Source organism: Dyadobacter sp. CY351 (assembly GCF_021502625.1).
Taxonomy (GTDB): domain Bacteria; phylum Bacteroidota; class Bacteroidia; order Cytophagales; family Spirosomataceae; genus Dyadobacter; species Dyadobacter chenhuakuii.
Map to the genome: position 1 here is coordinate 18,745 of NZ_JAKFFU010000015.1, position 13,511 is coordinate 32,255.

Below are 13,511 nucleotides of genomic sequence, written 5' to 3' on the forward strand. Positions count from 1 at the left end.
TATGATCAATACGATTGCCGAGAAGCCAAAATATCCATTCGAGTGGCTGGATATTACAGACCCTAATGAGGAAGAGTTGAAAGAACTTACCGAAACTCATTCACTCCATAAATCTTCCATCAAAGACTGGTTACAGCCCGACCATCTTCCCAAATATGAAAAAGTTGGTGACTACGTGTTCATCATTTTCCGGCTCCATTCCGAAAAGGTTGGCCCGGAAGCAGATACAGTTCCGGAGCTGACTGATAAGGTTGCCATTTTTATGTTCGAGGAAAAAGTAATCACATTACACCGTAAACCGTGGGACGCGCCAAATTTCATCGCCGAAAATCAACTCGAACAGCATCAATGCAAGGACACGTTACATCTTGTGAATGAGATCATTAAGAGCTGCCTATCCACCTATGAAGCACCTTCGGCCAAATTGACCAGCGACATTGAATTTTACGAGGAAAATATGTTTCTCAAAAACCGCAGGCCTTCTCTATTAAAGGGCCTGTATTATCTAAGGCGCAGGGTGGAAGTGACGCGCCGCATCATCATGTTATCGCATGAGATTGTGGATAAGATGGATGCTCCCGATCATTCCAATGCCTATACACGGGATACGAGGGATCTTTTTGTCAAAATGCAGAACATTTATGACACGCTTTTTGAGAATATGAATCAGCTGGTGATGATCTATTTTTCAATTTCTTCCCAGCGTACCAACGAGATCGTTCGCGTCCTTACCCTGTTTTCAGTGTTTTTTATGCCCTTAACCTTCATCGTCGGTATTTACGGTATGAACTTCGAGTTTATGCCTGAATTGCGGATGAAATATGGTTACCCCGTTGTCATGATCGTTATGGGGCTTATTACGGTTGCAATTTATGGCTGGTTCAAAAAGAAGGGCTGGTTGTGAGATCGTTATGAAGGAAATATTTATTGAAAAAGCTGCTGCATTACACTCAACCTATGACTGATATTTTTACCAAAACATTTAAGCACGCTTTCTTTTCCGCCGTTTTCTGCTTGATCCAGCTTGCTGCCTGGGCTGCTGTAATTCCCAAGGCACCGTCAGCGCTGGCCGCCACTGCTATTTCCGCCACGCAGATCAATCTGAATTGGGTAGATAATGCGGTTGACGAGACCGGCTTTGAGTTGGAAAGATCTGCCGACGGCCTGAAATTTGTGAAAATCACGGACCTTGCAGCCAACGTCAAAACATACTCGAACACAGGCCTTACGCCGTCAACGAAATACTGGTTCAGGATTTTGGCCAAAAACGCCGCCGGCAAATCAGCTTACAGCAACATTGCCAATGCAACCACATTCCTCGTTGCGCCAAATGCCCCTGCGAACCTGAGTGCGGTTTCCGTTTCTACTACGCAAATCAATGTCAGTTGGGTGGATAATGCATTGAATGAGAGTAGTTTTCAGTTGGAACGGTCGCTGGATGGCGTTTCCTTTACAAAGCTCGCCGACCTTGCAGCGAACATTAATTCATTCCAAAACACAGGCCTTAACCCAGCCACCACATATCATTATCGTGTTCGCGCTATCAATGCCGCCGGTGCTTCTGCATACAGTAATGTGGATCCGGCGACCACGGATAACATTCCGGTGCCCGATAGGCCCGAAAACTTTTCCGCCATTCCTATCGCGCCGGATGTGGTGCAATTGAGCTGGTCGGCCGTATCTGAAAATGCCAAAGAAGTCGTTATAGAACGTTCCAAAGGCGTTACCACACAGTTTGAACAGATCGGAAAAGTGGCGGCAAATGTGCTGCAATTTCAGGACACGGATTCGCTGGCTAATACCAATTATTTTTATCGGATCAAGGCTGTTAATGCGGGTGGAAGTTCGCTTTACAGCCTTATTTCTATTGTTTTAGCCAATGCTATCATTACCGGCCATGAGGCTCCGATGTCGGACTATCTCATTTATTCATTCCAAAAAACGCTGGTTATTGAATTAAAACGACCTGTGGCGGCACAAATGCAACTCTATAATGTTGGCGGAATAATACAAATGGACAAGAAAATAACAGCATCTTTGCGCACAGACCTTTCCGGGTTTACCACTGGCATCTATATCGTTCGCATTCAGACAGATAGAGAAGTAATATCACGAAGAATAGTGCTTTTTGACTAATATATCCTAAAATCCTGAAACATGAAATCTGCTAAATATCTGCTGCTGTCAGCATTCGCGCTGATCATTCTTTACCCTGCCTCAACATTTGCTCAAAAAAAGAAAAAATATATTGTTAATGCGTATGTAGGCGGTTTTCGCGGCCTGGTTAAGACAGAAGAAATTGACGCCGAAAAGCTGACCCACATCAATTACGCATTTGTGAATGTGCAGGACAGCCTTGCCGTGCTGACCAATCTGGCAACGGACTCCACCAACTTTCGCAAGCTGAACGAAATGAAAGCAGCCAAAAATCCGGATCTTAAAATCCTGATTTCCATCGGTGGATGGGCTTGGAGTGAAAACTTTTCGGATGCTGTTCTAACCGAAGCTTCCAGAAGAAAATTTGCCAAATCCAGCGTGGACATTGTACGCCAGTTCAACCTGGACGGCGTGGACATTGATTGGGAATATCCAGCCATGCGGGGAGAAGAAGGCAATATTTTCCGGCCCGAGGACAAGCAGAATTTTACACTAATGTTCAAGGCCATCCGCGAAGAACTGGATCTGCTGCAAAAAGAAAAAAGCCGGGCTTATCAACTCACAACGGCAGTAGGAGGCTCGAAATCATTCATCGAAAATACCGAAATGGGCCTTGCACAGCCATTTTTGGATTATGTTTTCATCATGACTTATGATTACGGCGGGAAAAACGGAACCGTCGGCCACCACACCAATTTATATGACTATAACCCGGACGGTTCCTCGGCCGACCGCTCCGTAAAGAATTTCATGGCAGCAGGCGTTCCGGCAAGCAAGATTGTGCTCGGCGCTGCATTCTACGGAAAAGGCTGGGAAGCCGAAACGGCGAACAATAACGGACTCGGCGAAAAACGCGTAAAAGCCGTGCAGGGAGGCGGTTATACCAAGCTGAAAGACACATTGATCAATCAGAATGGTTACAAAAAGTTTTATGATAAAAAGGCAAAAGCACCGTATCTGTTCAATGATTCAACGAAAGTGTTCATTACTTACGAGGATGAAAAGTCGGTGCGGGATAAATGTAAATATGTCAAGAAGAATAAGTTAGCCGGCATTTTCTTTTGGGAATATTTTAACGATCCAAAAGAATACCTGATCACTGAAATCAGTAAAAACCTGGACTAGCTGACCAGGTTAAGCAAATCCTTTTTCGTTAAAGTTTTCAGGACGGAAGCATCTGTTTTTACAAGATCGTCGGCGAGGTCCTTCTTGGATTCCTGCAATTCCAGGATTTTTTCCTCAATGGTTCCCGGGCATATGAGCCGCACGGCGATCACATTTTTTTTCTGCCCGATGCGGTAACTCCGGTCAATGGCTTGATTTTCAACCGCCGGGTTCCACCAGGGATCCACGAGATAGACGTAATCCGCCTCGGTGAGATTTAAGCCCGTTCCGCCCGCTTTCAGGCTGATCAGAAACACGCGAATGTTCGCATTGTTTTGAAAATTGTCAACCCTGGCAGCTCGGTCCTTCGTCTGGCCGGTAAGATATTCAAACTTAATCCCGCGCGTAACCAGCTCCGCTTTGATCAAATCCAGCATGGTCACGAATTGTGAAAAAACCAGGATCTTATGCTGCGCGGATTTACTTTCAATCTGTTCCAAAAGCGTGCCGATTTTGGCCGACGCGTTCCCATAATAAAGGTGATCATTCAGCAGGGCAGGAGAGTTGCAGATCTGGCGCAGCTTGGTAAGCCCTTGCAACACATGCAAGCTCTCCCGCGCAATGTCGCCTTCGTTTTTTGTGTTTAAAAATGTATAAAATTCGAGTTCATAAGCATTGTAAACCTTGCGCTGCTCTTCGCCCATTTCACAGTAAATCACCATTTCGGTCTTATCCGGCAGCTCGGTCGCCACTTGCTTTTTAGTCCTTCTTAAAATGAACGGATCAATGCGTTTTTGCAGTTCGCGCGCCCTGTCATTGTCCTTGAAGCGGTCAATAGGCATGGAAAAGTGGTTTCGGAACTGCGTTTTGTTGCCTAGCAAGCCCGGGCAAGCAAACGAAAGCTGGCCGTAAATGTCGAATGTATTGTTTTCAATCGGTGTCCCCGTCAGCACAAGCTTGTTCCGGGATTGCAATAATCTTGCGGCCTTATAGCGCTGTGATTCAGGGTTTTTAATGGCCTGCGATTCATCAAGGACAATGTAATTGAAATGATATTTTCTCAGAAAATTGACATCCGAAAGCAATGTGCCATACGAAGTCAAAATCACCTCATAATTATCAAAGTCAGAAATGGTCTTGACGCGGTCTGCGCCGTAAATGGTCAGGACTTTGAGCGACGGGGCAAACTTTTCGATTTCTGCCAGCCAGTTGAATATCAGGGACGTAGGGACAATAATCAGGTTTGTGTTTTGAACGTCCTTATCCCTTTGCGTTAGAATGAAGGCAATGATCTGCAAGGTTTTGCCCAGTCCCATATCATCCGCAAGGCAGCCGCCAAACCCAAATTCATCCAGGAAATTCAGCCAGTTAAGGCCCTGTTTCTGATATTCGCGCAACGATGCGTTCAGATCCGCCGGCACTTCCACGGCTTCAATCGATTCAAAATCGGCAAAACGGGATTTATAGAATGCGATCTGCTCTTTCACTTCCGTACTAAGCGCCTCAGCATCATACATTTCACTCACCGAAGCAAAGTTCATCTTTGATGTCTGGATAACATCTCCGACAATTTCACCGGCTTCAAAGAATTTAGCAAATTTCTCGATCCATTCATCCGGCAAAATGCCCTGAGAGCCGTCGTCCAGCTGCACATATTTCGTTCGGTTTTTAACGGCCTTATGCAGATTTTTTAAGGTAACCTTCTGATTTCCAAACCGCACACCCGCAGTTGTATTGAACCAGTTTATGCCGCTGATCACATGCACAGACACTTGCGCGCGGTTCGGATTAAGCCGGATTTTTGTTAGTTTATCAAATCCGAGCACCGTTATTTTCTGGTCTCTCCATTCCTCAAATGTGTTCAGAAACCAGGACTCGTTCAGGAAGCGTTCTTTATACAAATAAAAGAATTCCCTGCCCAGCTGATCCTCAAAATCAGGATGTTGGCGGATAATAGCACTTGCAAAACGGAGCTCTTCACTTTCATCCCTTTGCACGCTGAATGGATTGCCGTGCGCATCGACTGAATAAATCTGTTTTTTGGAAAAAACCGGCACTTCCACACGTCCGTATTTCATGACGGGCGTGATCATTACATAATTCCCGAAATCTTCCAGATAAATGATCTTCTCATTTTCGAGATGAAAACCCTGTTCTTCTTTTTGCGCCTGCGTGGCCGGTTTCAGATACGAATAAGTGATCCGGATCTTCGATTCCAGCTTGGAAAGCAGGTTTTGCCTGAACTCTTCAAACTTCGAGTTATGAATGATGATTTTTTGATTGTGCTGGCTGAAAAATTCAACGGTTTTCAGAATGTCCTCATTGTCAATCAAATGCAAAGCATCCAGATACAATACAAAGTAGTCGTAACGCATCTTGACCAATTCCAGATCCAGGGAAACGCCATTCAGGGTCAGTTGACCCGAAATCTGGAAAAACGGGTCTTTCCGGTCGATATTCAGATGCATATCAACGGGAGATTTTTCCAGTTTTACCAAAACCAGTGACGCTGCGCTGACATTCTCGGAGATCAACGGGTTATGATAAAAAAAGTCGAGTCCGTGCGGATTCCTGACAATGCTTTTCAGTCCCGCGAGATCGGTATCCACCTGCTTTTTCCGGAAATTGTTCTGGAAAGAAGCGATAGCCGTGTAAAACTTGATCACGTCCGCGTCCTGCGTTTTCCATATCGCGTCCAGCGGATTTATTAATGTCAGCGGGTTTTTAAGCTTTCCGTCGCGCGTAGTTGCAGCTTCATGAATCTCGAAATAGAAATGCTCGTAATACTTATGCTGACCAATGACGACGATCGTTTTTGAATTCTCCTTCTGTACTTCTGAACCCGGAATGTCGATCGCAGATTTGTTAATCCATTGGTTCTCTAAAAACGAAACCGACGACGCGCTGATCGGGATCAGCTCTTTCATCTTTGGCTTGATTTCCAGCTCCTTATTTGCATAAATCAGCTGAAAATAAGCATCCAGGTTCGTCTCGTTCTCCAAGCCGTAATCCTGCGCAACAACTCGTATTTTGTCAAATCTCAGTTTTTTATCAAAAAATGCACGCAGGTCCTTTCTGTTATTGAGATTATATAAAACCTGGATCTGATGCTCGCAAAGGCGTTTCTTAGGCTTACTGCATTCACAATAAACCGTGAGCGAATGACTGTTTTGTCTGGCTACGACTTTACAATGGTCGGTTAATGCCTCGGGGATTTTAAATGAAGCATAATCCAAATCAATTTCATGCGGTTGGATGTCAAAGAAGCCTCTCCGGTCGGTAGCAGGCAATTCAGCGCTGTTTTGCAGGATGTGTGTAGTGGTTAAATCTGCGAGATTGAAATCCTGAAAAACAAAGTTGTGGGCTGGCTGGTTTTCTGCGTCGGCAGGGGCATTCTTTTTCATATGGCAAATTAATGAACTATTTTGCACATTCATTTTAAATCATTCTCAACATGGAAATCGGACTTGCTGCTGATCACGGCGGATACGAACTGAAAGAATTCTTGAAGACCTATTTAATCGGAAAAGGGCATCATATAACAGATTTTGGCGCCTATCAAATGGATTCCAAGGACGATTATCCGGATTTTGTGATTCCGTTGGCCAACGCCGTTGTGAAAAAGGAAGTGGAACGCGGCATTGCTGTTTGCGGGAGCGGCGTGGGCGCTTCTGTGGTGGCTAATAAGGTTGCTGGCGTTCGCGCAGCGTTGATTAATGACCACTTTTCGGCCCACCAGGGTGTGGAAGATGACGACCTGAACCTGCTTTGTCTGGGCGGTCGCATTACCGGGAATATGGTTGCACAGGAATTCGTAGAATCTTTCCTTAATGCGCGTTTTACGGGCGAGGAGAGGCATTTACGCAGGTTAGGAAAGGTTAAGGCATTAGAAAAATAAGTATGGGGTTAAATTTCACAAAGTTTGTCGCTTTCTTTTTGTTCATTTCAACAATTTTAGCTCATGCGCAGCAGCCGTCATCCGGCTCCCCGCAGGCTGTTCCACTCGACTCAGTGCTGTCTGTCAAACAAGATAGCGCCGTAAAGCCTCCGCCTCCATTGTTCGACACCATTCGTTACCGCTTTATCGGTGACGGGAATTTTGCGCGGGGAAATGTAAACCGCAGCCTCGTCGTGCTCAGGGCAGAGCTCACATTCAGCGGACCTGCCATTAATATGGCCACCAACCCACGCTTTACTTATGGGAAGCAAAGTGGTATCCTCGCAGAAAGGGATAGTTATGTTGACCTTTTCGTAGACGTTTTCAAAAAGCGGCGAACCTATGCGTTTGGGCTGGGTGCTTTGGAAACCAGCAATCTGCGCCGCATCGATTTGCGTCAGATGGCAGGTGCAGGGATAGGTTACCGCCTCATCAGGAACAAATCCAATGACATGAGCCTGACCAATGCGATCCTTTATGAATCCACCAATTTCCAAGAAATTTCAACAGTGAGCACGATCAGAAATTCATTTCGGGTAAAAGGCAAGCATTCGCTGTTACAGGATAAAATCCGGATTAACCACCTTACATTCCTGCAACCGGCTTTGAATGATTTTTCAAACCTCCGCTGGAACACGATTATTTCCTTCGAACTGCCTCTGAACAAATGGGTAACATTGCGGACCAGCTTCGAAAACTCATATGAAAGTGTCGTAGAAGCCACCCGCAAACGCAATGATTCGCGGATCACGTTCGGGGTCTCCGTGGGGAATAAATAAATGCGCTGGCCGGCCCGGCGCTTGTCAGGGAAAAAGAGGCATAATGATGTCCATGGTTGCGGTACATTATATATGCATAAAATGTGCTTTGTATATAATCACAATTTTCTAACCTTGACATGAAAGAATCAGACGATAACCGCCGCCAGTTCATCCGGAATTCAGTAAGCACAGCCGCTGGAATTATGTTGTTGCCTGGCTTAGCCGCACCCGGCCTGGCAGCACCCGGCCGGGCCGAAAACGCTTCCGCATCCGCTTTGGCGCGTCCCGTGAAAGAGCCCTTAACGCCTGATATGCCGTCCAGAATTAAGTTTTCTGTGATTGGAATGAACCACGGTCACATTTACGGTCAGGTGGAGGCGGTTACGCGGGGCGGCGGTGAGCTGGTTTCGTTTTATGCCAAAGAAGAGGACTTAGCAGCGGCATTCGCCAAGCGTTACCCGCAAGCCAAGCAAGCAAAAAGCGAAGCAGAAATCCTGGATGACAAATCCATTCAGCTCATCCTAAGTTCCGGCATTCCCGACGAACGCGCACCGCTGGGCATTCGCGTGATGAAGAGCGGAAAGGATTATATGGTCGATAAGCCAGGCATAACCACATTGGAACAGCTCGCGCAGGTGCGCAAAGTGCAAAAGGATACCAAACGCATCTACTCCATTATGTACAGCGAGCGCCTGGAAAATCGCGCGACCATTAAGGCCGGGGAATTGATCAAAGAAGGCGTGATCGGAAAAGTGGTGCAGACAATCGGCCTAGGGCCACACCGCATGACGCCCAAATCCCGTCCGGAGTGGTTTTTTGATAAAAAACGCTTCGGTGGCATCATTTGTGACATTGCATCGCACCAGTTTGACCAGTTCCTTTTCTTCACAGGATCCACAAAAGCGGAAGTTGTCGCCGCCCAGGTTGGTAATGTCAACCACCCGCAATATCCGAAGTTTGAAGATTTTGGTGACGCAATGCTGCGCGGCAACGGGGGCACCGGCTATATCCGTGTCGACTGGTTTACGCCCGACGGTCTCAAATCCTGGGGCGATGGCCGCTTAACCGTGCTAGGAACAGAAGGGTACATCGAAATCCGCAAAAACATCGACATTGCCGGCCGCGAAGGAGGAAACCACCTTTTTGTGGTCAATAACAAGGAAACACAATACATCGATTGCAGCAAAGTAGAACTTCCCTACGGCCGCCAACTCGTGGACGACGTCCTCAACAGAACCGAAACCGCCATGTCGCAAGAACATTGTTTTCTAGCCACAGAGCTTGCATTGAAATCGCAAAAGAACGCGCAGAATGTAGCGGCTTTGAGTTGATCATAGGTCAAAATCGTCAGGGACATCGTTGCATCCCCCCGGGATTTAATTACATGCAAGATAACTTTGCTACCAATATTGCATCTCTCCGGGATTTGATTGCATGCAAAATAACTTTGCTACCAATATTGCATGCCTCTGGCATTTCTGAAATAGCAAAATGCCGGAGGCATGCCATATCGGTAGAAAACAACAAATCGGGCACATTGAATAAATGCCGGAGGCATGTAACAACTCTCCGCCCGTCAATCTCTACCGATATTACATCCCTCCGGGATTTCTGAAAATGAAGATGCCGGAGGCATGCCATATCGGTAGAAAACAACAAATCGGGCACATTGAATAAATGCCGGAGGCATGTAACAACCTTCCGTCCGTCAATCTCTACCAATATTGCATCCCTCCGGGATTTCTGAAAATGAAAATGCCGGAGGCATGCCATCTCGGTAGAAAACAGCAAACCGGGCACATTGAATAAATGCCGGAGGCATGTAACGACTTTCCGTTCGTCAATTGCGCCTTTCTACTTCGACAGCGCTTCAAAGTCCTCATCGGACAATGTAATGTTCACTGCGCCCATGTTTTCTTTTAAATGTTCCAGGGAACTGGTGCCTGGGATGAGGAGAATGTGTGGAGCTCGCTTTAATAGCCAGGCTAACGCAATCTGTGACGTTGTAGCGCCGTGCTTCTCAGCGATCTGTGCGATTTTGGATTGGAGCTTGTTCGGGCCGGATGCTAGCGGATACCAGGGGATGAACGCCATGCCCTGCTGCTCGGTGTAATCAACGACTTCTTCCCATTTGCGGTCGCCCAGGTTGTAAAGGTTTTGAACAGAAACGATTTCTATCACTTTTTCAGCGCGCTGAATCTGTTCGACATTCACTTCTGAAAGTCCTACGTAACGAATCTTACCAGCTTGAACAGCCTCAACAACAGGTGCCAGCGTCTCTTCAACAGGGAATTTCGGATCGAAACGGTGCAATTGCCAAAGATCGATTTTCTCAACTTTCAAGCGTTTTAAGCTGCCGTCAATTGCCTCACGGATGTGTTTCGGATCGCCGTTGGTAACCCATTGGTTCGGGCCGGTGCGGTCGAAGCCGCCTTTTGTCGCGATCAGCAGATCGAGTGGATAGGGGTGCAGTGCGTCTGCGATCAGGACTTCGTTGGTATGCGGGCCGTAAGAATCGGCTGTATCGATGAAGTTTACTCCTGCTTCAACGGCGGCTTTTAACACCTTTTTGCCATTTTCCCGATCAGCAACTTCGCCCCAGACGCCCTTGCCTGTGAGCTGCATGCCGCCATAACCCAGTCTTTTTATCTCAATTTCTCCGCCAACGCGGAATGTCTCTGCAGTGGATGTGCTCATGGTTTGTGATTTGTTAATGATTATTAAACATTAACCCGCAGTTTGATGATTTGATTCGCCATGATGCGCATGTTAATGCTTAATTATTTGAGAAATCACAAATGTCACGCCTGGGCATAATTGGCACAGTTTTGTTCCAAATCATTTAAATCAATGTTCAGAAAAAATGGAAACCACAATTTACGAAGATCAGGCAAAAGCACTGGTCGCTGAGATGAAGCAACTAATTGAAGCAAAGGGGATTAATAATGGTAATGCTTTGGAAGAAGCGGGGCTGAGCCAGGAGATTGTAGGAAGGATTTTCAATGGTGAGCAACTGCCTAGTCTTTTGGAATTCCTTGCATTATGCCAGATTTCTGGGATTTCATTCCAGTTGCCGACTGTCGAAACGCCGAATACGCCGATGTAAGGGGATGGAAGCTGCGGTACTTAGCCACTTCGAAACTGCATCACTTAGCCACTTCAAAATTGAAATCACCATTCATGACCAGCCTGGCGTCGGTGGTTTCAGGGTTGCCGGGGATTTGCAGTCCTTTGATCTTGGCAGTTTTGCCTTTGCTTAGCAGGTCATATACATGTTTGTCCGTAAGTTTTTTACCTAGAAACTCAAACGGAATTTTAAAACCGCATACGCTGAAATTGGAGCAGCCGTAAGCGGTTTTTCCTTTTTTGAGCAATTGCTCTTTGCATTTTGGACAAGTAAGCGCTTCAATGTTGATTTCTTCCTTAGGCTCTTTCGGCTCGCGGGGCTTGGCCGGTTTCTTTTCTTTTTCCTCCTTTTCTATCACGACGGGCACTTCTTCGGCAATGCTGATCGCACGTCCGCGGTTGTTCTTCACTTCGTTGGTCAGTTCCACAACCATCTGGATCAGCTCCTGTTTGAACGTTTCCATCGAATAGTCGCCCTTTTCAATCAGCCGCAATTTCCGTTCCCAGTTTCCCGTAAGCTCGGCGCTTTTCAGGAGTTCATTCTGAATGGTGTCAATGAGGTCGATGCCCGTCTGTGTGGCCAGAATATTCTTTTTTTTCTTCTCAATATAACGTCTTTTAAAAAGCGTTTCGATAATGTTGGCACGGGTGGACGGCCTTCCGATGCCGTTGTCTTTCATAAGCTCGCGCATTTCCTCATCCTCCACCTGCTTTCCGGCCGTTTCCATAGCTCTCAGCAATGTGGCTTCCGTGTAAGCTTTGGGCGGCGTGGTTTTTCCCTGATGCACGCGCGGCTCGTGCGGGCCTCTTTCGCCCACTTCGAAGTTGGGCATCAGCTTTTCCTCTTCCGCTGCCTCTTTTTTCGCGCTGGCATCATTGGCGTAAACAGCGCGCCAGCCCGGTTCCAGAATCTGCTTCCCTGTTGCTTTGAATTCAACTTGTCCCACCATTCCCAGCACCGTTGTGTTTGAAACCTTACATTCCGGATAAAAAACAGCGATAAACCGGCGGGCGATCAGGTCGTAAATGCGCTTTTCTTCCGGGCTGATGTTACCGGGCAAAACGCCGGTAGGAATGATGGCGTGGTGATCCGTTACTTTCTTATCATCAAAAACCGTTTTCGATTTTGGGATTGGTTTCTCCAAAAGCGGCGCGGTCAGTTGCACATAGTAAGTGAGCTGCCTCAATATGCCCTCTACTTTGGGATGCAGATCTTCGGAAAGATAGGTTGTGTCCACCCGCGGGTAAGTCACGAACTTCTTTTCGTAGAGATTTTGAATGTGCTTTAATGTATCCTCGGCGGAATAGCCAAACTTTTTGTTGGCTTCCACTTGGAGTGAAGTCAGGTCGAAGAGCCTTGGATTTCCTTCTTTTCCTTCCTTTTTTTCAAATGATGTTATTTCAAAATCATGCAGCAGCAAATAGGCGAGGCCTTTGTTTGCCTTTTCTTCACTCCTGATGCGGTCAATGGTGGCGGTAAATTCCGTTTCGCGGTAAATGGTTTTTAATTCCCAATATTCTTCCGAAACAAATGCGTTGATCTCCTTCTGACGCTGAACGATCAATGCGAGCGTAGGCGTTTGCACACGGCCAATGCTCAGCACGACCTTTCCCTGACCGAATTTTTTGGTAAAAAGGCGTGTCGCGTTCATGCCCAGCAGCCAGTCGCCGATGGCACGTGCGCTGCCTGCTGCATATAAGTTGTTATAAAGTGCGCTGTCTTTGAGTTTTTCAAAACCTTCGCGGATCGCTTGTTCGGTAAGCGAAGAGATCCAGAGGCGTTTCACGGGAACGGTGCATTTGGCTTTCAGTAATACCCAGCGCTGGATCAGCTCACCTTCCTGGCCTGCATCCCCGCAGTTTATCACTTCCTCACATTTGCTGACCAGGCTTTCAATCACCGCAAATTGCTTCATCGCCCCCGCATTATCGATCAGCTTGATGCCGAAGCTGGACGGGATCATGGGAAGGTCTTCCAACCGCCACGATTTCCAGCGTTCTGTATAGTCGTGCGGCTCTTTTAATGTGCAGAAGTGACCGAATGTCCAGGTGACCTGGTAACCATTCCCCTCATAATAACCGTCCCTGCGCTGATTGGCCCCGATGATTCCCGCAATGTCTTTGGCAACACTTGGCTTTTCAGCAATACACAATTTCATAGCTGCAAACTTACTCGATTGAGCCGCAAAGTTTATAAAAACACCTGAGAAACTGACCGAATAATCAATCGGGGGAAAATATTTAAAATTATTTTCAAAATATTTTTTGGCAACAGGAGCTTTTTGGGTCGAAAAATTGGTAAAAATGGCTATTGATAAAGTACACTCCGAATTTTATTTTGATTTAAGATCACTTTGCCAAATTGTATCCTATCCTTTTTAATTGGATTGTTCTAAGATTGACCATTGGCATAGTCAAACAAAATT

10 protein-coding genes are annotated in these 13,511 nt (G+C 46.5%); 7 read left to right on the top strand and 3 right to left on the bottom strand.

The window, feature by feature from the left end; genetic code table 11:
• Nucleotide 1 precedes the first annotated feature (1 nt).
• The 3 genes from L0660_RS23855 to L0660_RS23865 are packed head-to-tail and all read left to right on the top strand — an operon-like array spanning nt 2 to nt 3,282.
• On the top strand, nt 2-904 hold the full coding sequence (locus tag L0660_RS23855; protein WP_235161673.1) for a CorA family divalent cation transporter: 903 nt from the start codon (nt 2-4) through the stop codon (nt 902-904).
• A 53-nt stretch (nt 905-957) separates the two neighbouring features.
• The gene (locus L0660_RS23860; protein WP_235161675.1) at nt 958-2,136 is read left to right on the top strand and encodes a fibronectin type III domain-containing protein; all 1,179 of its coding nucleotides are present in this window, start codon (nt 958-960) and stop codon (nt 2,134-2,136) included.
• 21 nt (nt 2,137-2,157) lie between these two features.
• The gene (locus L0660_RS23865; protein ID WP_235161677.1) at nt 2,158-3,282 is read left to right on the top strand and encodes a glycoside hydrolase family 18 protein; all 1,125 of its coding nucleotides are present in this window, start codon (nt 2,158-2,160) and stop codon (nt 3,280-3,282) included.
• On the opposite strand, the gene L0660_RS23870 is transcribed toward L0660_RS23865, so the two are convergent.
• Nucleotides 3,279-6,665, bottom strand: coding sequence for a DEAD/DEAH box helicase (locus tag L0660_RS23870; RefSeq protein WP_235161679.1), 3,387 nt, complete (start codon nt 6,663-6,665; stop codon nt 3,279-3,281). The two genes, L0660_RS23865 and L0660_RS23870, sit on opposite strands and share 4 nt — an antisense overlap.
• Nucleotides 6,666-6,715: 50 nt before the next feature.
• Here L0660_RS23870 and L0660_RS23875 point away from each other — a divergent pair, with 50 nt between their 5' ends.
• The 3 genes from L0660_RS23875 to L0660_RS23885 all read left to right on the top strand — a co-directional run bounded on the left by L0660_RS23875 (nt 6,716) and on the right by L0660_RS23885 (nt 9,290).
• Nucleotides 6,716-7,159: an RpiB/LacA/LacB family sugar-phosphate isomerase gene (locus L0660_RS23875; protein ID WP_233796144.1), complete on the top strand. Its 444-nt coding sequence runs from the start codon at nt 6,716-6,718 to the stop codon at nt 7,157-7,159.
• 38 nt (nt 7,160-7,197) lie between these two features.
• Nucleotides 7,198-7,977 carry a DUF481 domain-containing protein gene (locus tag L0660_RS23880; protein WP_235161681.1) on the top strand — a complete coding sequence of 260 codons (780 nt, stop codon included), beginning with the start codon at nt 7,198-7,200 and terminating at the stop codon, nt 7,975-7,977.
• 119 nt (nt 7,978-8,096) lie between these two features.
• Nucleotides 8,097-9,290 carry a Gfo/Idh/MocA family protein gene (locus tag L0660_RS23885; protein ID WP_235161682.1) on the top strand — a complete coding sequence of 398 codons (1,194 nt, stop codon included), beginning with the start codon at nt 8,097-8,099 and terminating at the stop codon, nt 9,288-9,290.
• 523 nt (nt 9,291-9,813) lie between these two features.
• On the opposite strand, the gene L0660_RS23890 is transcribed toward L0660_RS23885, so the two are convergent.
• Nucleotides 9,814-10,656: an aldo/keto reductase gene (locus tag L0660_RS23890; RefSeq protein ID WP_235161688.1), complete on the bottom strand. Its 843-nt coding sequence runs from the start codon at nt 10,654-10,656 to the stop codon at nt 9,814-9,816.
• Nucleotides 10,657-10,822: 166 nt separating this feature from the next.
• Here L0660_RS23890 and L0660_RS23895 point away from each other — a divergent pair, with 166 nt between their 5' ends.
• Nucleotides 10,823-11,065, top strand: coding sequence for a transcriptional regulator (locus L0660_RS23895; protein WP_235161690.1), 243 nt, complete (start codon nt 10,823-10,825; stop codon nt 11,063-11,065).
• A 40-nt stretch (nt 11,066-11,105) separates the two neighbouring features.
• On the opposite strand, the gene L0660_RS23900 is transcribed toward L0660_RS23895, so the two are convergent.
• Nucleotides 11,106-13,244: a type IA DNA topoisomerase gene (locus L0660_RS23900; protein ID WP_235161692.1), complete on the bottom strand. Its 2,139-nt coding sequence runs from the start codon at nt 13,242-13,244 to the stop codon at nt 11,106-11,108.
• Between the last annotated feature and the right edge of the window lie 267 nt (nt 13,245-13,511).

Bases quoted from the DNA above. Each gene is read 5' to 3' on its own strand.
- L0660_RS23860 (WP_235161675.1), top strand. From the start codon at position 958: ATGACTGATATTTTTACCAAAACATTTAAGCACGCTTTCTTTTCCGCC.
- L0660_RS23855 (WP_235161673.1), top strand. From the start codon at position 2: ATGATCAATACGATTGCCGAGAAGCCAAAATATCCATTCGAGTGGCTG.
- L0660_RS23890 (WP_235161688.1), bottom strand. From the start codon at position 10,656: ATGAGCACATCCACTGCAGAGACATTCCGCGTTGGCGGAGAAATTGAG.
- L0660_RS23875 (WP_233796144.1), top strand. From the start codon at position 6,716: ATGGAAATCGGACTTGCTGCTGATCACGGCGGATACGAACTGAAAGAA.
- L0660_RS23870 (WP_235161679.1), bottom strand. From the start codon at position 6,665: ATGAAAAAGAATGCCCCTGCCGACGCAGAAAACCAGCCAGCCCACAAC.
- L0660_RS23885 (WP_235161682.1), top strand. From the start codon at position 8,097: ATGAAAGAATCAGACGATAACCGCCGCCAGTTCATCCGGAATTCAGTA.
- L0660_RS23895 (WP_235161690.1), top strand. From the start codon at position 10,823: ATGGAAACCACAATTTACGAAGATCAGGCAAAAGCACTGGTCGCTGAG.
- L0660_RS23900 (WP_235161692.1), bottom strand. From the start codon at position 13,244: ATGAAATTGTGTATTGCTGAAAAGCCAAGTGTTGCCAAAGACATTGCG.
- L0660_RS23865 (WP_235161677.1), top strand. From the start codon at position 2,158: ATGAAATCTGCTAAATATCTGCTGCTGTCAGCATTCGCGCTGATCATT.